At 57.3% G+C, this 14,361-nt stretch carries 14 protein-coding genes and 1 pseudogene; all 15 read left to right on the top strand.

From position 1 onward, the window contains the following. The first annotated feature begins 12 nt into the window (after nucleotides 1-12). The 15 genes and pseudogenes from GGD57_RS06455 to GGD57_RS06530 all read left to right on the top strand — a co-directional run bounded on the left by GGD57_RS06455 (nucleotide 13) and on the right by GGD57_RS06530 (nucleotide 14,232). The gene (locus tag GGD57_RS06455) at nucleotides 13-1,758 is read left to right on the top strand and encodes a choline dehydrogenase (protein ID WP_246713562.1); all 1,746 of its coding nucleotides are present in this window, start codon (nucleotides 13-15) and stop codon (nucleotides 1,756-1,758) included. Nucleotides 1,759-1,769: 11 nt separating this feature from the next. Beyond that, complete coding sequence (locus GGD57_RS06460; RefSeq protein WP_088682713.1) at nucleotides 1,770-2,276, top strand: cupin domain-containing protein; 507 nt, start codon at nucleotides 1,770-1,772, stop codon at nucleotides 2,274-2,276. Nucleotides 2,277-2,325: 49 nt separating this feature from the next. Then, a complete protein-coding gene (locus GGD57_RS06465; RefSeq protein ID WP_348645955.1) occupies nucleotides 2,326-3,090 on the top strand; it encodes an alpha/beta fold hydrolase in 765 nt (254 codons plus the stop codon). Next, on the top strand, nucleotides 3,083-3,892 hold the full coding sequence (locus GGD57_RS06470) for an aspartate dehydrogenase (RefSeq protein WP_184467975.1): 810 nt from the start codon (nucleotides 3,083-3,085) through the stop codon (nucleotides 3,890-3,892). Before GGD57_RS06465 ends, GGD57_RS06470 begins: the two co-directional genes overlap by 8 nt. Before the next feature lie 10 nt (nucleotides 3,893-3,902). Next, nucleotides 3,903-4,655 carry an SDR family oxidoreductase gene (locus tag GGD57_RS06475; protein WP_184467977.1) on the top strand — a complete coding sequence of 251 codons (753 nt, stop codon included), beginning with the start codon at nucleotides 3,903-3,905 and terminating at the stop codon, nucleotides 4,653-4,655. A gap of 144 nt (nucleotides 4,656-4,799) precedes the next feature. Further along, entirely contained in the window at nucleotides 4,800-4,991 is a 192-nt protein-coding gene (locus GGD57_RS29085; protein WP_348645956.1) for an NIPSNAP family protein, read from the top strand. Between the two features lie 15 nt (nucleotides 4,992-5,006). After that, nucleotides 5,007-5,426 carry a GlcG/HbpS family heme-binding protein gene (locus GGD57_RS06485; RefSeq protein WP_184467979.1) on the top strand — a complete coding sequence of 140 codons (420 nt, stop codon included), beginning with the start codon at nucleotides 5,007-5,009 and terminating at the stop codon, nucleotides 5,424-5,426. 111 nt (nucleotides 5,427-5,537) lie between these two features. Further along, nucleotides 5,538-5,909: pseudogene (locus GGD57_RS06490) on the top strand (ATP-binding cassette domain-containing protein); the annotation flags it as partial. A gap of 514 nt (nucleotides 5,910-6,423) precedes the next feature. Continuing rightward, a complete protein-coding gene (locus GGD57_RS06500; RefSeq protein WP_184467983.1) occupies nucleotides 6,424-7,305 on the top strand; it encodes a dihydrodipicolinate synthase family protein in 882 nt (293 codons plus the stop codon). Nucleotides 7,306-7,394: 89 nt separating this feature from the next. Continuing rightward, nucleotides 7,395-8,975: an ABC transporter substrate-binding protein gene (locus GGD57_RS06505; protein ID WP_246713563.1), complete on the top strand. Its 1,581-nt coding sequence runs from the start codon at nucleotides 7,395-7,397 to the stop codon at nucleotides 8,973-8,975. Nucleotides 8,976-9,045: 70 nt separating this feature from the next. Next, on the top strand, nucleotides 9,046-10,017 hold the full coding sequence (locus GGD57_RS06510) for an ABC transporter permease (RefSeq protein WP_184467985.1): 972 nt from the start codon (nucleotides 9,046-9,048) through the stop codon (nucleotides 10,015-10,017). A gap of 17 nt (nucleotides 10,018-10,034) precedes the next feature. Then, nucleotides 10,035-10,871 (top strand): ABC transporter permease, encoded by an 837-nt coding sequence (locus tag GGD57_RS06515; protein ID WP_184467987.1) that lies wholly within the window; start codon nucleotides 10,035-10,037, stop codon nucleotides 10,869-10,871. After that, entirely contained in the window at nucleotides 10,864-12,477 is a 1,614-nt protein-coding gene (locus GGD57_RS06520; protein WP_184467989.1) for an ABC transporter ATP-binding protein, read from the top strand. Before GGD57_RS06515 ends, GGD57_RS06520 begins: the two co-directional genes overlap by 8 nt. Nucleotides 12,478-12,487: 10 nt before the next feature. Further along, nucleotides 12,488-13,291, top strand: a complete 804-nt coding sequence (locus GGD57_RS06525; protein ID WP_184467991.1) for an IclR family transcriptional regulator — start codon at nucleotides 12,488-12,490, stop codon at nucleotides 13,289-13,291. Beyond that, the gene (locus GGD57_RS06530) at nucleotides 13,288-14,232 is read left to right on the top strand and encodes a Gfo/Idh/MocA family protein (protein ID WP_184467993.1); all 945 of its coding nucleotides are present in this window, start codon (nucleotides 13,288-13,290) and stop codon (nucleotides 14,230-14,232) included. The genes GGD57_RS06525 and GGD57_RS06530 overlap by 4 nt, the downstream gene beginning before the upstream one ends. Nucleotides 14,233-14,361 lie beyond the last annotated feature (129 nt).

A 14,361-nucleotide genomic window follows, 5' to 3' on the forward strand; every position in this document is an offset into this window, starting at 1 on the left:
GGAGCGATGTCGATGGCTTTCTCGCTGGTATTGACAGAGGCCAGTTACAAGCTCCGGCATCAACCATCGCGCTTCGCGAACGCAACAACGGTGACAAAAATGGGTAAGATTTCGACCGCTCCGTCACGCTCTTCTTATGATTACGTGATCATCGGCTCCGGATCCGCAGGCAGTGTCCTGGCCGGCCGCCTCTCTGAAGAGGGTAAGAACCGCGTGCTCCTTCTGGAAGCTGGTCCATCCGACCAGCATATCCATATACGAATGCCGGCGGCTCTTCCACTTCCGCTCGCAAATGACCGGTTCAACTGGTTCTACAATTCCGAGCCGGAGCCGCACCTCAACAACCGAATTATTCTGGAAGCGCGTGGGCGTGTGCTGGGAGGCTCCTCCTCGATCAACGGCATGAATTGGGTGCGCGGCAGCCCGTGGGATTACGACAACTGGTCGGCTATGGGCCTGGAGGGCTGGAGCTACAAGGAAGTTCTTCCCTATTTCCGTCGCGCAGAAACCTCCGACAAAGGCAGCAGTGCCTATCGCGGCGGCAAAGGCCCGATGCAAATCGAGACCTGCAAGGCCGACAGCCCGCTTTATCGGGCCTTCATCAAAGCCGGTGAGCAGGCCGGCTATGCCTATATCGAAGACCACAATGCCTACCGCCAGGAAGGCATCCATATAACCCAGCGCAATGTCGGCCACGGCATTCGGTGGAGTTCCTCCCAAGCATATATCCACGCTCAGCCCGCGCGGGCCAACCTCGACGTCGTGATCAAGGCAAAGGTTCTTAAGATCGAGTTCGAAGGAAAACGGGCGGTGCGCGTGCGTGCGCGGATCGACGGCAAGCATTTCTCGATCGGCGTCGACAAGGAAGTCCTTCTTGCAGCCGGCGCCATCAACTCGCCGCAGCTCCTTCTGCTTTCCGGCATAGGTGATGCAGAAGATCTTCGTAAGCTGTCGATACCGGTCGTGCAGGACCTGCCCGGCGTCGGCAGGGGCCTGAAAGACCATGTCGCCGCCCCCGTGCAGTATCGCGCGACCAAGCCTGTCTCCGTTGTCGGAAAACTGACGCGCTTTGGCAAGTTGAAGCTTGGCCTGCAATGGCTTATCGCCAAGAAGGGACTGGGGGCGACGAACTTCTTCGAGGTCGGCGGCTTTCTCAGGACCAACAAGAAGCATCCGGTACCCAACGTGCAGTTGGAGTTCGTTCCCCTTATCGGCGAAATGCAGCATGGCAGTGTCGCTCTGGAGAACGGCTTCCAATATTTCTTCAGCCTAATGCGGCCGAAGAGCGAAGGTCGCGTCTGGCTCGCCAGCGCCGATCCTGACGTCGCGCCGAAATTCGTCTTCAACTTCCTCGAACATGAGGAAGACCGCAAGGAGGCGATCGAAGCCGTGCGAGCAATCCGCAACATCGTTGCTCAGTCCGCCTGGAACGACGTTCGAGGCGAGGAAGTCACGCCCGGCAAGAACGTCCAGTCCGACGAGGACATTCTCGCGTTTCTGCGCAAGGAAGCCGGCACGAACTATCATCCGTGCTGCAGCTGTCGGATGGGAACCGACAGCATGTCGGTCGTGGATACCCATGCGAAGGTTCATGGCATCGAAAACCTGCGCGTCATCGACGCCTCGATCATGCCCGCAATCGTTAGCGGCAACCTCAACGCTCCCGTGATTATGATGGCCGAGAAGCTGTCCGACGACATTCTTGGCAAGAAACTTCCCAATGAAGTGGCGGATTATTACCTGCCGGCGGCAGAGTGAAGGAGTTCGAAATGAGCGAAAATACCGAACGGAAGGGCGATGTCCTGATCCTGCGTCCGGAAGAAGGCAGGAATTTTTGGCAGCCGGTACCGGCAAACGGACATATTTCAGTGCGTGTGGCGCCGGGGTTCGTCAATGTCGAAACCCCCTTCAGCATCGGCACGCAGACGCTCCCTCCGCAAGGCTATGTCCGAGAGCACGCCCATCCGGTCCACGACGAAGTCTTGCACTTCATCTCCGGCAAGGGGACGGCTGTCGTCGAAGGCGTCGAATACGACGCCCTGCCCGGCACGACGATTTTCGTCGGCCGTAACCGCAAGCACAAGTTCATCAATACCAGCACGGATCAGGATCTGCACTGGCTCTGGTTCATCCAGCCAAACGGGCTGGAGGATTTCTTCGAAGAGATCGGCCGTCCGATGGAAGCGGGTCAGCCCGACCCGACGCCCTTTGCGCGACCGGACGACGTATTGGAGATCGAACGGCGCACTGCATTCGTTGCAGCCAAGCCGGAATAACGCCTAGAGGTCTAAAATGCCTACGATAGTGGCGTCCGACGGATGCCGGGTGACATATGATGTCTCCGGCAACGGGGAAGTGTTACTTCTCATACCGGGGCTTGGAGGCCAGGCAGCCTTCTGGTCGGCAATCGTGCCCCGCCTCGCTGAGAATTACAGGGTCGTTTCCTTCGATCATCGCGGCACCGGTCGCAGCGATCGACCGAACGGAAAATACACGATCGCGCGTATTGCTGAGGATGCGCACCAGATCCTTCTTGAGACTGGCGCCACGAGCGCCACGGTCATCGGCCACTCGACGGGAGGAATGATAGCCCAGTATCTCGCGCTGGACTATCCCGATCTGGTCTGCCGCCTCGTCATCAGCGGCAGCTGGGAAAAACCCGATCCTCGTTTTCGCATGATGTTCGAAGCTCGGTTAGGTGTGCTTCTCGAAGCAGGTCCCCAGGTGTATCAGCGCCTGACGCATGCCGTGGGATACCCTGCCGACTATCTAGACCAGCATCAGGCCGAGCTCAATACCGTTATCGAGGGCGCCCACGCTGCATTGTCTCCTGTGCAAGTCGCCAGCGCGCGTATCGAAATGCTCTTTACGGACTATCGATCCGATGAGCTAGCCTCGATCAAGGCGCCCACCCTCATCATCGGCGCAACGGATGATGCTCTCATTCCGTTTTATCACTCGCAGCGCCTCGCTGCGATGATCCCCGGCGCGAAGCTGACGGTGCTCGATGGCGCTCATTTTTTCCCCAAAGTGCACCCTGACAGGTTCGCGAAGATCATCCGCCAATTTCTGGAGTACGGATATGCCTAAAGATCCGCAAAAGATTGCAATCATTGGTTTCGGCGCGATGGCCCGCAGCCTCCAAACATCATTGGCCGAGGCGCAAAGCGGTCTGGCAATCAAGGCCACGCTGCTTCCGAAGGAGTTCCACGCAAGTACCGTTGTGCCGGACAGTGTTTTCGTATGCAGCACCGTCGAAGAGCTGATTGCATGGGAACCATCCCTCGTCGTCGAATGTGCCAGTCACGAGGCGGTCAAAAATGCGGTCCCGGTGCTCTTGCGATCGGGTATTGACGTAGTTGTCGTATCCGTCGGCAGTTTGTCCGACGAGGCGCTCCTGGCTGACCTCGAAAAAGCGGCCCAATCGGGAAACAGCCGTCTAACCGTCGCCTCCGGCGCAATCGGCGGTTTGGACGTTCTGCGGTCGGCCAAAATCGCTGGCTTGGATAAGGTCGTCTACACGGGAAGTAAGCCTCCGGCTGCTTGGAAAGGGACGCCGGCGGATGAAAAATTCGACCTTGCCGCTTTGAGCGAGCGCACCGTGATCTTTGATGGGACTGCACTCGAGGCCTCAAGACGTTACCCCAAAAACGCAAACGTTACTGCTGCAGTGGCGCTCGCCGGCGTTGGCTTCGACAACACCAAGGTGACACTCATTGCCGATCCGGCTTCGATGAGCAACATACATCAGGTGGAAGCCCATGGCGCGTTCGGACGCTTCTCGATTTCATTGGAGAACCGCCCTCTCCCGGACAATCCCAAGACATCCTGGCTTGCTGCGCTCAGCATCGAGCAAAGCATCATCCGCCACTTCCAGAACATCGAACTGTGAGGAACCGAACATGCGTCTCATCAATAAAGTAGCAATCGTCACCGGGGCCGGTGCAGGTATCGGCGCGGCGACCGCTGAACTGTTCATCAGGGAAGGCGCGAAGGTGGTTGTTGCAGACTTCAACGCCGATGCCGTCAACGAAGTCGTGAGCCACCTCGGCGAGGATGCCATCGGGTGCACTGTCGATGTGCGCGACAGCGCCGAGGTGAAGGCGATGGTCGACCTCGCAGTCAGCAAGTTCGGCGGCCTGGATATCGTCGTCAACAATGCCGGCCGCGGGAGCCTGGGAACGGTAGAGACGATGGAAGAAGGCGATTGGGATGACATCATCGCCGTCAACCTAAAGGGCGTCTACCTTTGCTCGAAATATGCGATTCCAGCACTGCGCGCACGCGGCGGCGGGGCGATCGTCAACACGGCGTCGAACATCGTCCAATTCGCTATCAAGGATCGAGCCGCTTATGTGGCGGCAAAGGGCGGCGTTGCAGCTCTGACCCGAGCCATGGCACTTGACCACTCAGTCGACAACATTCGCGTCAACTCCGTCGCCCCGGGCGTCATCTGGTCAAACTATTACAACAAGATGCTGACCCAGGTTCCCGACCCGGACGCATTCGTCAACGGGCTCAAAGCGCGTGCCCCAATGGGCCGGTACGGCGAACCCCGTGATATCGCCAATGCGATCCTGTATCTCGCCTGCGATGAATCCGGATTTGCGACGGGATCAATGCTGACCGTCGACGGAGGCGCGGCCGCCTGGTGAGGAGGGCCGCGGAGTTATCCCCATGATCTTGGAAGAGAGAGACTATCGGATCAAGGCCGGCTACGTCGCCGACTTTCTTGAAAAATATCAGACGCTGGGTCTGCCAGTTCAACGTGAACATCTCGGCGAGCCGCACGGCTTCTCGTGTCCGATATTGGCGAACTTAACCATGTCGTTTCGATGTGGCGTTACGCGGACATGATCGAGCGCGCCGAAAAGCGATCGAAAATGCTCACAGATCCGCGCTGGCCTGGATATCTCGCCAGCATCAAAGGGCTGATCGACGTGCAGGCTATCCGCATTCTTACCCCAACGGCGTTTTCGCCAATTCGATAGAGGAAGTGACGAGGCATGGCGGCGTTCAAGGAAACGATCTCGATAACCCACGATGGTGCGCTGTCGGCGATTGCCGCCGGCGTTGCGGAAGCGATGTCGATCGGCGTTCCGCAATGCATCTTCATCGTTGATGCAAGCGGCGAGACGATTGCGAGCCTGCGCATGGACGGAGCGAAATACCTCAGCATGCACACGGCACGCGCCAAGGCGCGCACGGCTGCGTCGATCAACAACGCGACCGGTTCGATGGCATTCGAGTTCGGAACTGCAGCAGGCATCGCATCCCAAGGCGGAGTCACGTCTCTGCCTGGCGGCCTGCCCATTCGGTTCGGTGGCCGGCTAGGCGGAGCGATCGGAGTCGGATCCGGCACGGGCGACCAGGATTTCCAGGTCGCGCGCGCGGCACTTGCGGCAATCGGAGCTGACGAGGTCTGATCGATCACCGCAGCGCCAGACGAGGAGAGAGGGAAAGGATCATCGGAGCAGATCGCCGCAAACTCACGCTCGTCCTGACAAAGGTTCTCGGCAAATCGCGTGACGAGGCAGATGTCACAGTGGACCGCGTTGGGCCTTAGCGCTAAGTCAGATTTTTATCCCGCTGCATTATCCGGCGGCCAACAACAATGTCTTGGTCGCTCGCGCGATAGCGATGGGACCAGACTATATGCTGTTCGATGAGGTTACATCGGCGCTGGACCCCGAATTGGTTGGAGAAGTTCTCTCGACTCCCCGCAACGTGTCCTCCGACGGAATGACGATGATCCTGCGGGCGCATGAGATGCAGTTCGCGCGAGATGTGGCCGACAAAGTTGCCTTCTTCGACAATGGCGTTATTGCCGAAATAGGTGTCCCAGAGAAAATTTTAGCAGCTCCAAATCCGATCGCCTTCGTGCTTTCATCAGCCGATCTCTTCAATAGCGCTTTCCAGAATTCGTGGCTTTTGCACAACGGACTTCTGCCAGCCCGTTGAATGGCGCTACCGCGGTTGACGAGATCGTCTATTTCGAACTTCCTTCATGGCAGCCTGATGTAGGCCGGTCTCGACCAGTTCCTCGCTCCAACCGGCGACTATGCCGCGCTGTGGAAGCCTTCACAGCCAGCAGGCTGGGATGCTGGATACGCTTGCGGATCGATGTGGTTGAGCTTGCCGTCATGATCAGCGTGGCCATGAAGGTGGCCCGATCTGCACCGCGATCTGACCTGGCTAACAACCGCGATTTACTGCCGAGTTGCTCCGACATTCGCCGGATTCCGCTGCGCGCGGCCGTTACTCGGCATCGCTGACGCTCTCTTTCAATCTGTATTCGCACTTCAATAATAAGTGACGCGATGTGACGCGTCTGCCTTCAATGCGAGTTGACACATAAAGCCGACTGCTGAACAATTTCATTGTGCGAACTATACTTTCATTCAGTGAAATAAGGAAAAAATCATGACACGACAAACGCTAGGCAAGGAAGAGATTTGCGGCGTCATACCGCCACTCGTTTCGACGTTTGCAGCGGACGGAAGCTTGGACCTCGAGCTTTTCCGAAACGAGTTGCGCTTCATGGAAAGTGTTGGTGTCACATTGGCTGTCGTTGGAGGCAGTACAGGGTCGGGAGATGAGCTGTCCGCTGACGAGCTGGAGCAGCTTGTCTCGGAGGCGGTGCAGAACAGCTCCATTCGCATTATCGCCGGCGTGATCACAACAACAACGAAGGATGCGATCCTGCGCGGCCAAAAGGCAAAAGAGGCAGGTGCGAGCGCCCTGATGGTCGGCCCGCCGATTTATACGACGCCGTCGCAGGAGGGTCTCGAGGCGTTTGTCCGAGATATCCACGACGCGACGCAAATGCCGATTATATTCTACAATCACTTTTTCAGCCCTCCTTCGGTCATGCAGCGGATCGCCAACCTTCCTGGAGTGATTTGCGTAAAGGAGGTCGCGCTTGAGCCGGTCGCTGAGCTCGTTCAGACAGTTGGCGACCGCGTTGCGATTGCTGCCGGCGCGGATAGTGTGAACATTGCAAGCTTCCTATTGGGCGCAGACGCGTCGATTTCCGGCGTAAACACTGTCATCCCGAAAGAGTACGGGGAAATCTATCGCGCTCACGTCGAAGGCGATTACAGACGGGGCAGAGAACTGACCGAAAAAATCGCGCCTCTCGCACGAGAGATGATCAAGCCGGCCAACTTTCCCGCTCGCGTGAAATTCGCGATCAACCTCCTGGGTCGCCGGGTGGGCGAACCGCGGAAGCCCAGCGGCGATCTGGCCAAAGAAGATCAAGAGAACATCCGCGCCGCGCTGCGCCACGCAGGTCTTATCGCATAGCTCAAAGATTTCCGAGGTGCCGGATCATCTTTCCAGCTTTCGGCACCTCATCCTCTTGCCGTTACAAACACTAAAAGGGAGCAGCTGTGATGAAAGAGAAGAGCACAAACATTTTTACATCGGCGACAATGCCGCGACGCAATTTCCTCAAGGCGGGTCTGGCGGTCGGATCTTGTATTGCACTAAATCCGGCCATTGTCGATCGAGCGCTTGCCGATGAGCCGTCCCGCGGGGGTGTTTTGCGAGTCGGTCTTGGCGCAGCAGGGGCCAAGTCATCGCTGAACCCGTTTATTTCCACGGGAGATATGGACTTTGCCGTCGCGCAATCGATCTTCGACCGGCTGACCGACTTCGACGGTAACGGAAACATCTACAACAGCCTGGCGGAGGACTTCAGTCACAACAAGGAAGGCAACGTCTGGAAAATCCGAATTCGCAGCGGCATTGTCTGGCATGATGGGACGCCATTCTCTGCTAAAGACGTGGTCTATTCGCTGCAGTACATGCTGACGCCGGAAAACAAGGCAGACGGCTACACCAACCTGTCAACCTTGATGAAGCCGTCGGACGTTCGCGCGCTCGACGATAGCACGGTTGAGGTCTCTCTCGCCAAGCCCTACGCGCTTCTGCCCCAGGTGCTCGGTAGCAAAGTGATGTTCCTGGTAAAGGATGGCACGAAGGACTTCAACCAGCCGATCGGGACCGGGCCCTTCCAATTCGTCGAATGGAGTCAAGGCCAACGGGTTACCCTGAAGCGCAATGACGCGTTCCGGAAAGCGGGAATGCCATATCTCGACGGCATCGAATTCGTTGCCATCAATGACCCGACTGCGCGAATGAATGCGCTCGTTGCCGACCAGGTTGATGTTGTCGCGCAGCTCGATGGCAACCTTGCCCGTATCGTCGAGGCAAATCCAGCGATGGCTTTGCTGCGCTCAAAGAGTGCCGCTACCACTGACCAATTCATGATGGTGGCCCAGAAGCCCTTCACCGATGTCCGAGTACGTCAAGCGATGCGTCTTCTTGTTGATCGCGAGCAGTTGGTGACCAACGCCTTGGCTGGTTATGGCGGGGTTGGCAACGATCTTCATTGCATAACCGACCCCGATTACGCTTCGGCGCTGCCGCAGCGACAGCACGATCCGGATCAGGCCCGGGCGCTCCTGAAAAAAGCAGGATACGACAATGATCTATCGTTTGAGCTCTACACCTCGGACGCCGCGCCAGGAATGCTGGCGTCCGCGACCCTTATTGCGAACCAGGCAAAACAGGCTGGCGTGAAAATTGACCTGAGTGTTGTCCCGCCAGACAGCTATTACTCCGGGCCAAAGTTCAAGAAGACAGCGATGGCCAGCTCCGACTGGGGGCAACATACGATCGAATCCGTATTTGGGCAGGCCTATGCCCGCGGTGCGTACTGGAACGAACCAGATTGGACCAACGACACGTTTGACAAGTGGGTTTCCATGGCTCGCACGACGTTCGATCCATCTCAACGGAAGGACTATCTCTTCGAAGCGCAAAAGATCATCTGGGAAGACGGCGGCTATATCATCTGGGGATTTAGAGACCTGCTGGACGCTGCGAACGTTCGCGTAAAGGGTCTTCTTCCTTCCAGCCAGCGTAATCTTGGCTACTACCGCTTCGAAGGGATTTCACTCCAAGCTTAGTTCAGCTTTCCCCTACCTACCGATTGCTCCGCCTGGCGATCAGGCGGAGCAGCAAAAGAAGGGAACACAGATGATTTTTGCACGCTTCTCCAGGTTGCTGATTGGAAGACTAGCTCTTTCACTTCTGACACTGGTCGCTGTCTCGGCGGTCGTCTTCACTGCAACGCTCTATCTTCCAGGAGATCCAGCAAGGGCCGCGCTCGGCGCGAAAGCGGATCCTGCCGCCGTAGAGGCGTTGCGCACCGAATTCGGCTTGGACCGCCCTGCATTTTCCCAGTACGTTTCGTGGGCGACAGGCGTCGTCTCCGGAGATTTTGGAAAGTCCATTCCATCGGGGCGCCCGGTCTGGGAGATGATCCGGCCGAAGGCGATAAATACGGTGATCCTCACAGCCTCTTCGCTCCTGCTGTTGATTCCTCTCTCGTTTTTACTGGGGATCACAGCAGCGATATGGAAGGACAGATTTCCTGACCACATCATCACAATCCCCACGATTGTACTCGTGGCGCTGCCAGAATTTGTCGTCGGCACTGTGCTGATCGTTGTCTTCGCCGTTGGCCTACACCTGCTCCCGCCGGTATCGCTCATCCAGGGAAACAGAACGCTACTGTCACAGTCGACCCTCTTTTTTCTGCCGGTCGTCACTCTCCTGTGCACGACGTTGGCCCAAGTCGTCCGTATGGTACGGGCCGTTGCCATCGAAGTGCTATCGGCAGAGTATGTGTACATGGCTCGTCTCCGTGGCCTCGGCCCAGGTCGCGTGCTCATGCGCCATGTCTTCCCCAACGTCGTAACACCGTCAATCCAAACCATCGCGCTGAACGCGGCTTGGCTTGCAGGTGGAGTCGTCGTGACGGAGGCGGTATTTCAATTGCCCGGCATCGGCAGTGCGTTCGCAGACGCCGTCATCAACCGGGACATGCCAACGGTCCTGGCCGTGACCCTGTTGATCACGGCAACATATGTTCTGATCAACCTCGTCTCTGAGGTCCTGATCATGTTTCTCAACCCGCGTTTGCGGGCACAGCACGCCGTGCTTTGATTTCGTAAGGAAGATCAATGCTTCGAACTTTGCGCCTTATGTTTTCAAATCGCGCCGCATGGACATCTTTGCTCCTCATTATCGCCGTTGTCTGCGTCGCCACGATCGGGCCCTGGCTGGCCCCTTACGCGTACGATGAGATTGTTGGCCCTCCTTTTTCACAGCTATCGCGCGATCACATCCTGGGGACGGATTTCCTCGGAAGAGACGCTTTCAGCCGGTTTCTCACCGGCGGTGAAACCATCTTGATGATCGCCGTGCTTGCAACGACTCTGGCATTTATCATTGCAGTGCCGATTGGAATATTATCAGGTCTACGGCGCGGCTCGTTTGACCACGCCCTCGTAGCGCTGTCGGACATCGTCTATGCCTTGCCGCCCGCCATCTTTCTGCTCGTCCTCCTCGCAGCAACCGGGCCCAGCCTGACCACCGTGATTTTTGGCATTGTGTTTATCCACGTACCTCGTGTCCTGAGGATTGTTCGGCTAATTACGATTGACATATCTCGAAACGAATATGTCGAAGCAGCGTTCGTCAGAGGTGAGAGCTGGCTGGCAGTGTGTCTCAAAGATATCCTGCCGAATATTCTTCCTCCGATATTTGCTGACTATGGCGTTCGGCTTTGCGGATCGATCATTCTCTACGCCTCGCTCAGTTACCTTGGCCTGGGACTGCCGCCACCTGCAGCCGACTGGGGAATGATGATCAGCGAGAATCGCCTGGGCATCACGATCTCCCCCTGGCTTGCCGTAGCGCCGGCGGCCGCGATAGCCATCTTCTCTGTCGCAGTGAACGTCCTGACTGACAACTTCGCGCGTTCCATCGGTCATTCGAAGAGGCAGGGAAATGCTTGATTCTCCATTGATCGTTAAGAACTTGTCGATGCGCGACACCGAGGGCCGCATCATCGTGGATGACGCCTCGATAGCTGTCGGCGAAGGCGAAGTGCTCGCCATTATCGGGGAATCGGGGTCCGGGAAGACCTCATTGGCTCTTGGCCTGCTGGGCTTTGCGCGTCCCGGTATGTTGATCAGCGGCGGCGAAGTGATTATCGACAATGAAGATATCCTGAGCGTTTCGCAGCAAAAGCTGCGAAGATACAGGGGAAGCAAGGTTTCGCTGGTCCCACAGAATCCGACGACGAGTTTCAGCCCGCGCATGAGGATCGGCGATCAGATCGCAGAGCTGCTGAGTGTTCACGGCTACTCAGCGGCGGAGACCCCGGCCTTGAGGCGGGACATGCTCGAGAATGTCGGCTTGCCCGCAGATGATGGCTTCCTGCGCCGCTACCCGTTCGAACTCAGCGGCGGCCAGTTGCAAAGGGTCGCGATCGGGATGGCCTTCATTACTCGCCCTCGCGTGATCGTCATGGACGAGCCCACCACAGGGCTCGACGTCTCTACCCAACAAACTATTCTGAACTTGATTCGCGAGCTGGTCCAGACATCGAAGGCGAGCTTCGTATATGTGACGCATGACCTCGCAGTCGTGCATAACATCGCGGACAGCGTCGCCGTCATGCTTGGCGGAAAGATCATTGAAACGGGCACGAAAGAGCAAATCTTCACGAAGCCCGCAACTGACTATACGCGCACGCTGCTCAGCACAATTCCGCATTTGCCCGATCGGTGTAACATCGTCGAGGAGCTTGGCGCTTCAAACCGGGTACTCCCCGCTGTGCTCAAGATCGAAGACTTGAGCGTTTCCTATGGTGACGTCAGGGTCGTTCACGGGATTTCATTTTCAATCGATCGTGGAGAATGCCTCGCACTTGTCGGAGGAAGTGGTAGTGGCAAGACAACAACCGGGAGGTGCATTGCCGGTCTTCATGCAAACGGTCATGGCCGAATGACTTTCCAGAATGCGGCGCTGAGCTACGGCTACCGCAACCGTTCGCGGGCGCAACTGGCCGCGCTTCAGATCGTCTTTCAGAACCCGGATCGTTCTCTTAATCCACGTGAATCCATCTATAATGCGGTGGGTCGCGCAGCAAAACTTGCGGGAGCCGACGAAGGCTCAATCGACTCTAAGGTGACGGAGCTGCTAGACAGAGTGCGTTTGCCGCGACGGGTTTCGACCTTGTATCCGGCTCACCTATCAGGTGGAGAAAGGCAACGTGTTGCGATTGCCCGGGCTCTTGCAATGAACCCCCACCTGCTGATCTGCGACGAAATCACCTCGGCCCTTGATGTTTCCGTACAAGCAGCCGTTGTCGACCTGCTCATGGAGCTGAAGCGCGACGGATTATCAATGTTGTTCATAACCCACAACCTGCCATTGGTGTCCGAGATTGCTGAATCTATCATCATCATGAAGAATGGTATGGTGACTGAACGCGGAAGCACGAACCAGGTTTTGCGTTCGCCCCAGGACGAATATACGCGACTTCTGTTAGCGGCAGCTCCGAGGGTTAACGCGACACAACTTGCATCTCGCGTGGGTCGGTTTCCAAAGCAGTAAGGATGGGCGGATGGAAGTGGAAAGCGGAAAGTCGACACGATTTGATGCTGTCGATCGGGCTGCGGCAATTCTCGCTGCTCTCGGCGCTGCCAACGGACCATGTTCTTTGTCGCAAATTGCGCGGGAGGTAGGATTGGGCCAGCCGACCACGTCGCGCTATCTAACGAGCCTGGTCGGCCACGGGTACGTCGAACGGGACGAAAATGGGCGATACGTGCTCGGCATCGGGCTTTACCTGCTGGGGCAGAAAGCCCTCCAACATCGTGACGTACGCAATCTGGCGCGTCCGCAGCTCGAAGCGCTTCACCGCCGTTACAACGAAACCGTCAGTCTCGCGCTGTGGGTTCATAATGAACTTGTCGTAATTGACTGTATTGAGGCCACCCAGGCACTCAAACAGGGAGCAACCGTCGGACTGCCGAATCCGTGGCACGCAAGTTCGCTTGGCAAATCGATTTTGGCTTGGCTGGACGAGAAGACGCTTAACGATTTGCTGCCCACGCCAGCACTGGAGGTCTTCACCAGGAATACACTGTCAACCACATCGCTGCTGCAGGCTCAGTTCCAAACCATTCGTGCACTTGGCTTTGCAGTCGACGACGAAGAATCGTCGCTTGGGGGACGTTGTATCGGGGCACCTGTATTCAATGCGGCGGGGCGCCCCATCGCAGCAATCAGCATGAGCGGCCCCGTTAGCCGCATCGTTTCCGACGACATTGCATCGATCGGTGATGTTGTCTCGGCGGCCGCAAAGGAGGTTTCCCGTGCCTTGGGTTATCAGCAATCGCTACAGCAGAGGATGCGAACGGCATGAAGATCGGGCTTGTCGGTGCCGCTCACTGGGCATCGGAAATTCACGCGCCTGGGCTCGCCGACGATCCCAATGTGACGTTTGTCGGGGTTTGGGCGAGAGATCGGGGCAAAGCAACTGCGTTGGCCGGCACGCACATGGTCGCGGCGTTCGACAATTTTGACGAGTTGTTGGACGAAGTGGACGCCGTCAGCTTCGCCGTCGCGCCCGGCGCTCAGGCCACGCTAGCAAAAAGAGCCGCAGAACGGGGAAAACATGTGCTCCTCGAAAAGCCGATAGCCCTCAATCTGGATGACGGCATCGCGCTAAACGAGGCAATACGCAACGGCGGTGTACGCTCTGTCGTTTTCCTGACCCGCCTGTTTCACCCGAGGCTCCGATCGCAGCTTGCATCGGCTGCTCAAGCACAGGATGTGATGCATGGGCGAGTGAGAATCGTGGCGAATTCCATGAGAGTTTTATCGCCGTACAACAACTCGCGGTGGCGCCAGGATCCGCACGCCGCACTTTGGGACTTGGGCCCGCACGCACTTTCGGTCTTGCAGTCCGTCCTCGGTGGCATCTCAGACGTTTGCGCGAAATTCGACGCCAAGGGCCATGTTTTGCTGTTCGCTCGCCACGAAGGCGGCGCTACATCACATGCGGAACTCGCATTAACCGCGCTCGACGCTGACCTCGCGAGTGACACCGCCTTCGTTGGGAGTGAAGGCAAGATCGAGCTACCGCAGATCGACATGATCAACGGGGGGGCAGCAGAAGCCTATCGCGAGGCAATTCGTCAGATGGTCAATGGCAACCAGAAGGAACCGTATTGCGACGCGTCTTATGGTTTGCAGCTTCTGCGGCTCTTGGCGGAATGCGGTGAACAGTTAGGCATACCGGATGCGCGTCGCGGTGCAACCCCCTCGCTCGGCGGTGGCGATCAAGGTCACTATGCCGGCTAAAGCGTGTCGCACTTATTCTGCCTCATATCCGGCAGCTCTGAAGAAATTCAGGCATTCGTCGACTGAGAAGAGGGCGACGATCTCACCGAGGGCTCTTGTTATTGCATCGAAGCTTCGTGCGGCGCGTTT

Origin of the sequence: Rhizobium esperanzae, from assembly GCF_014197615.1 — a bacterium.
Lineage (GTDB): Bacteria > Pseudomonadota > Alphaproteobacteria > Rhizobiales > Rhizobiaceae > Rhizobium > Rhizobium esperanzae_A.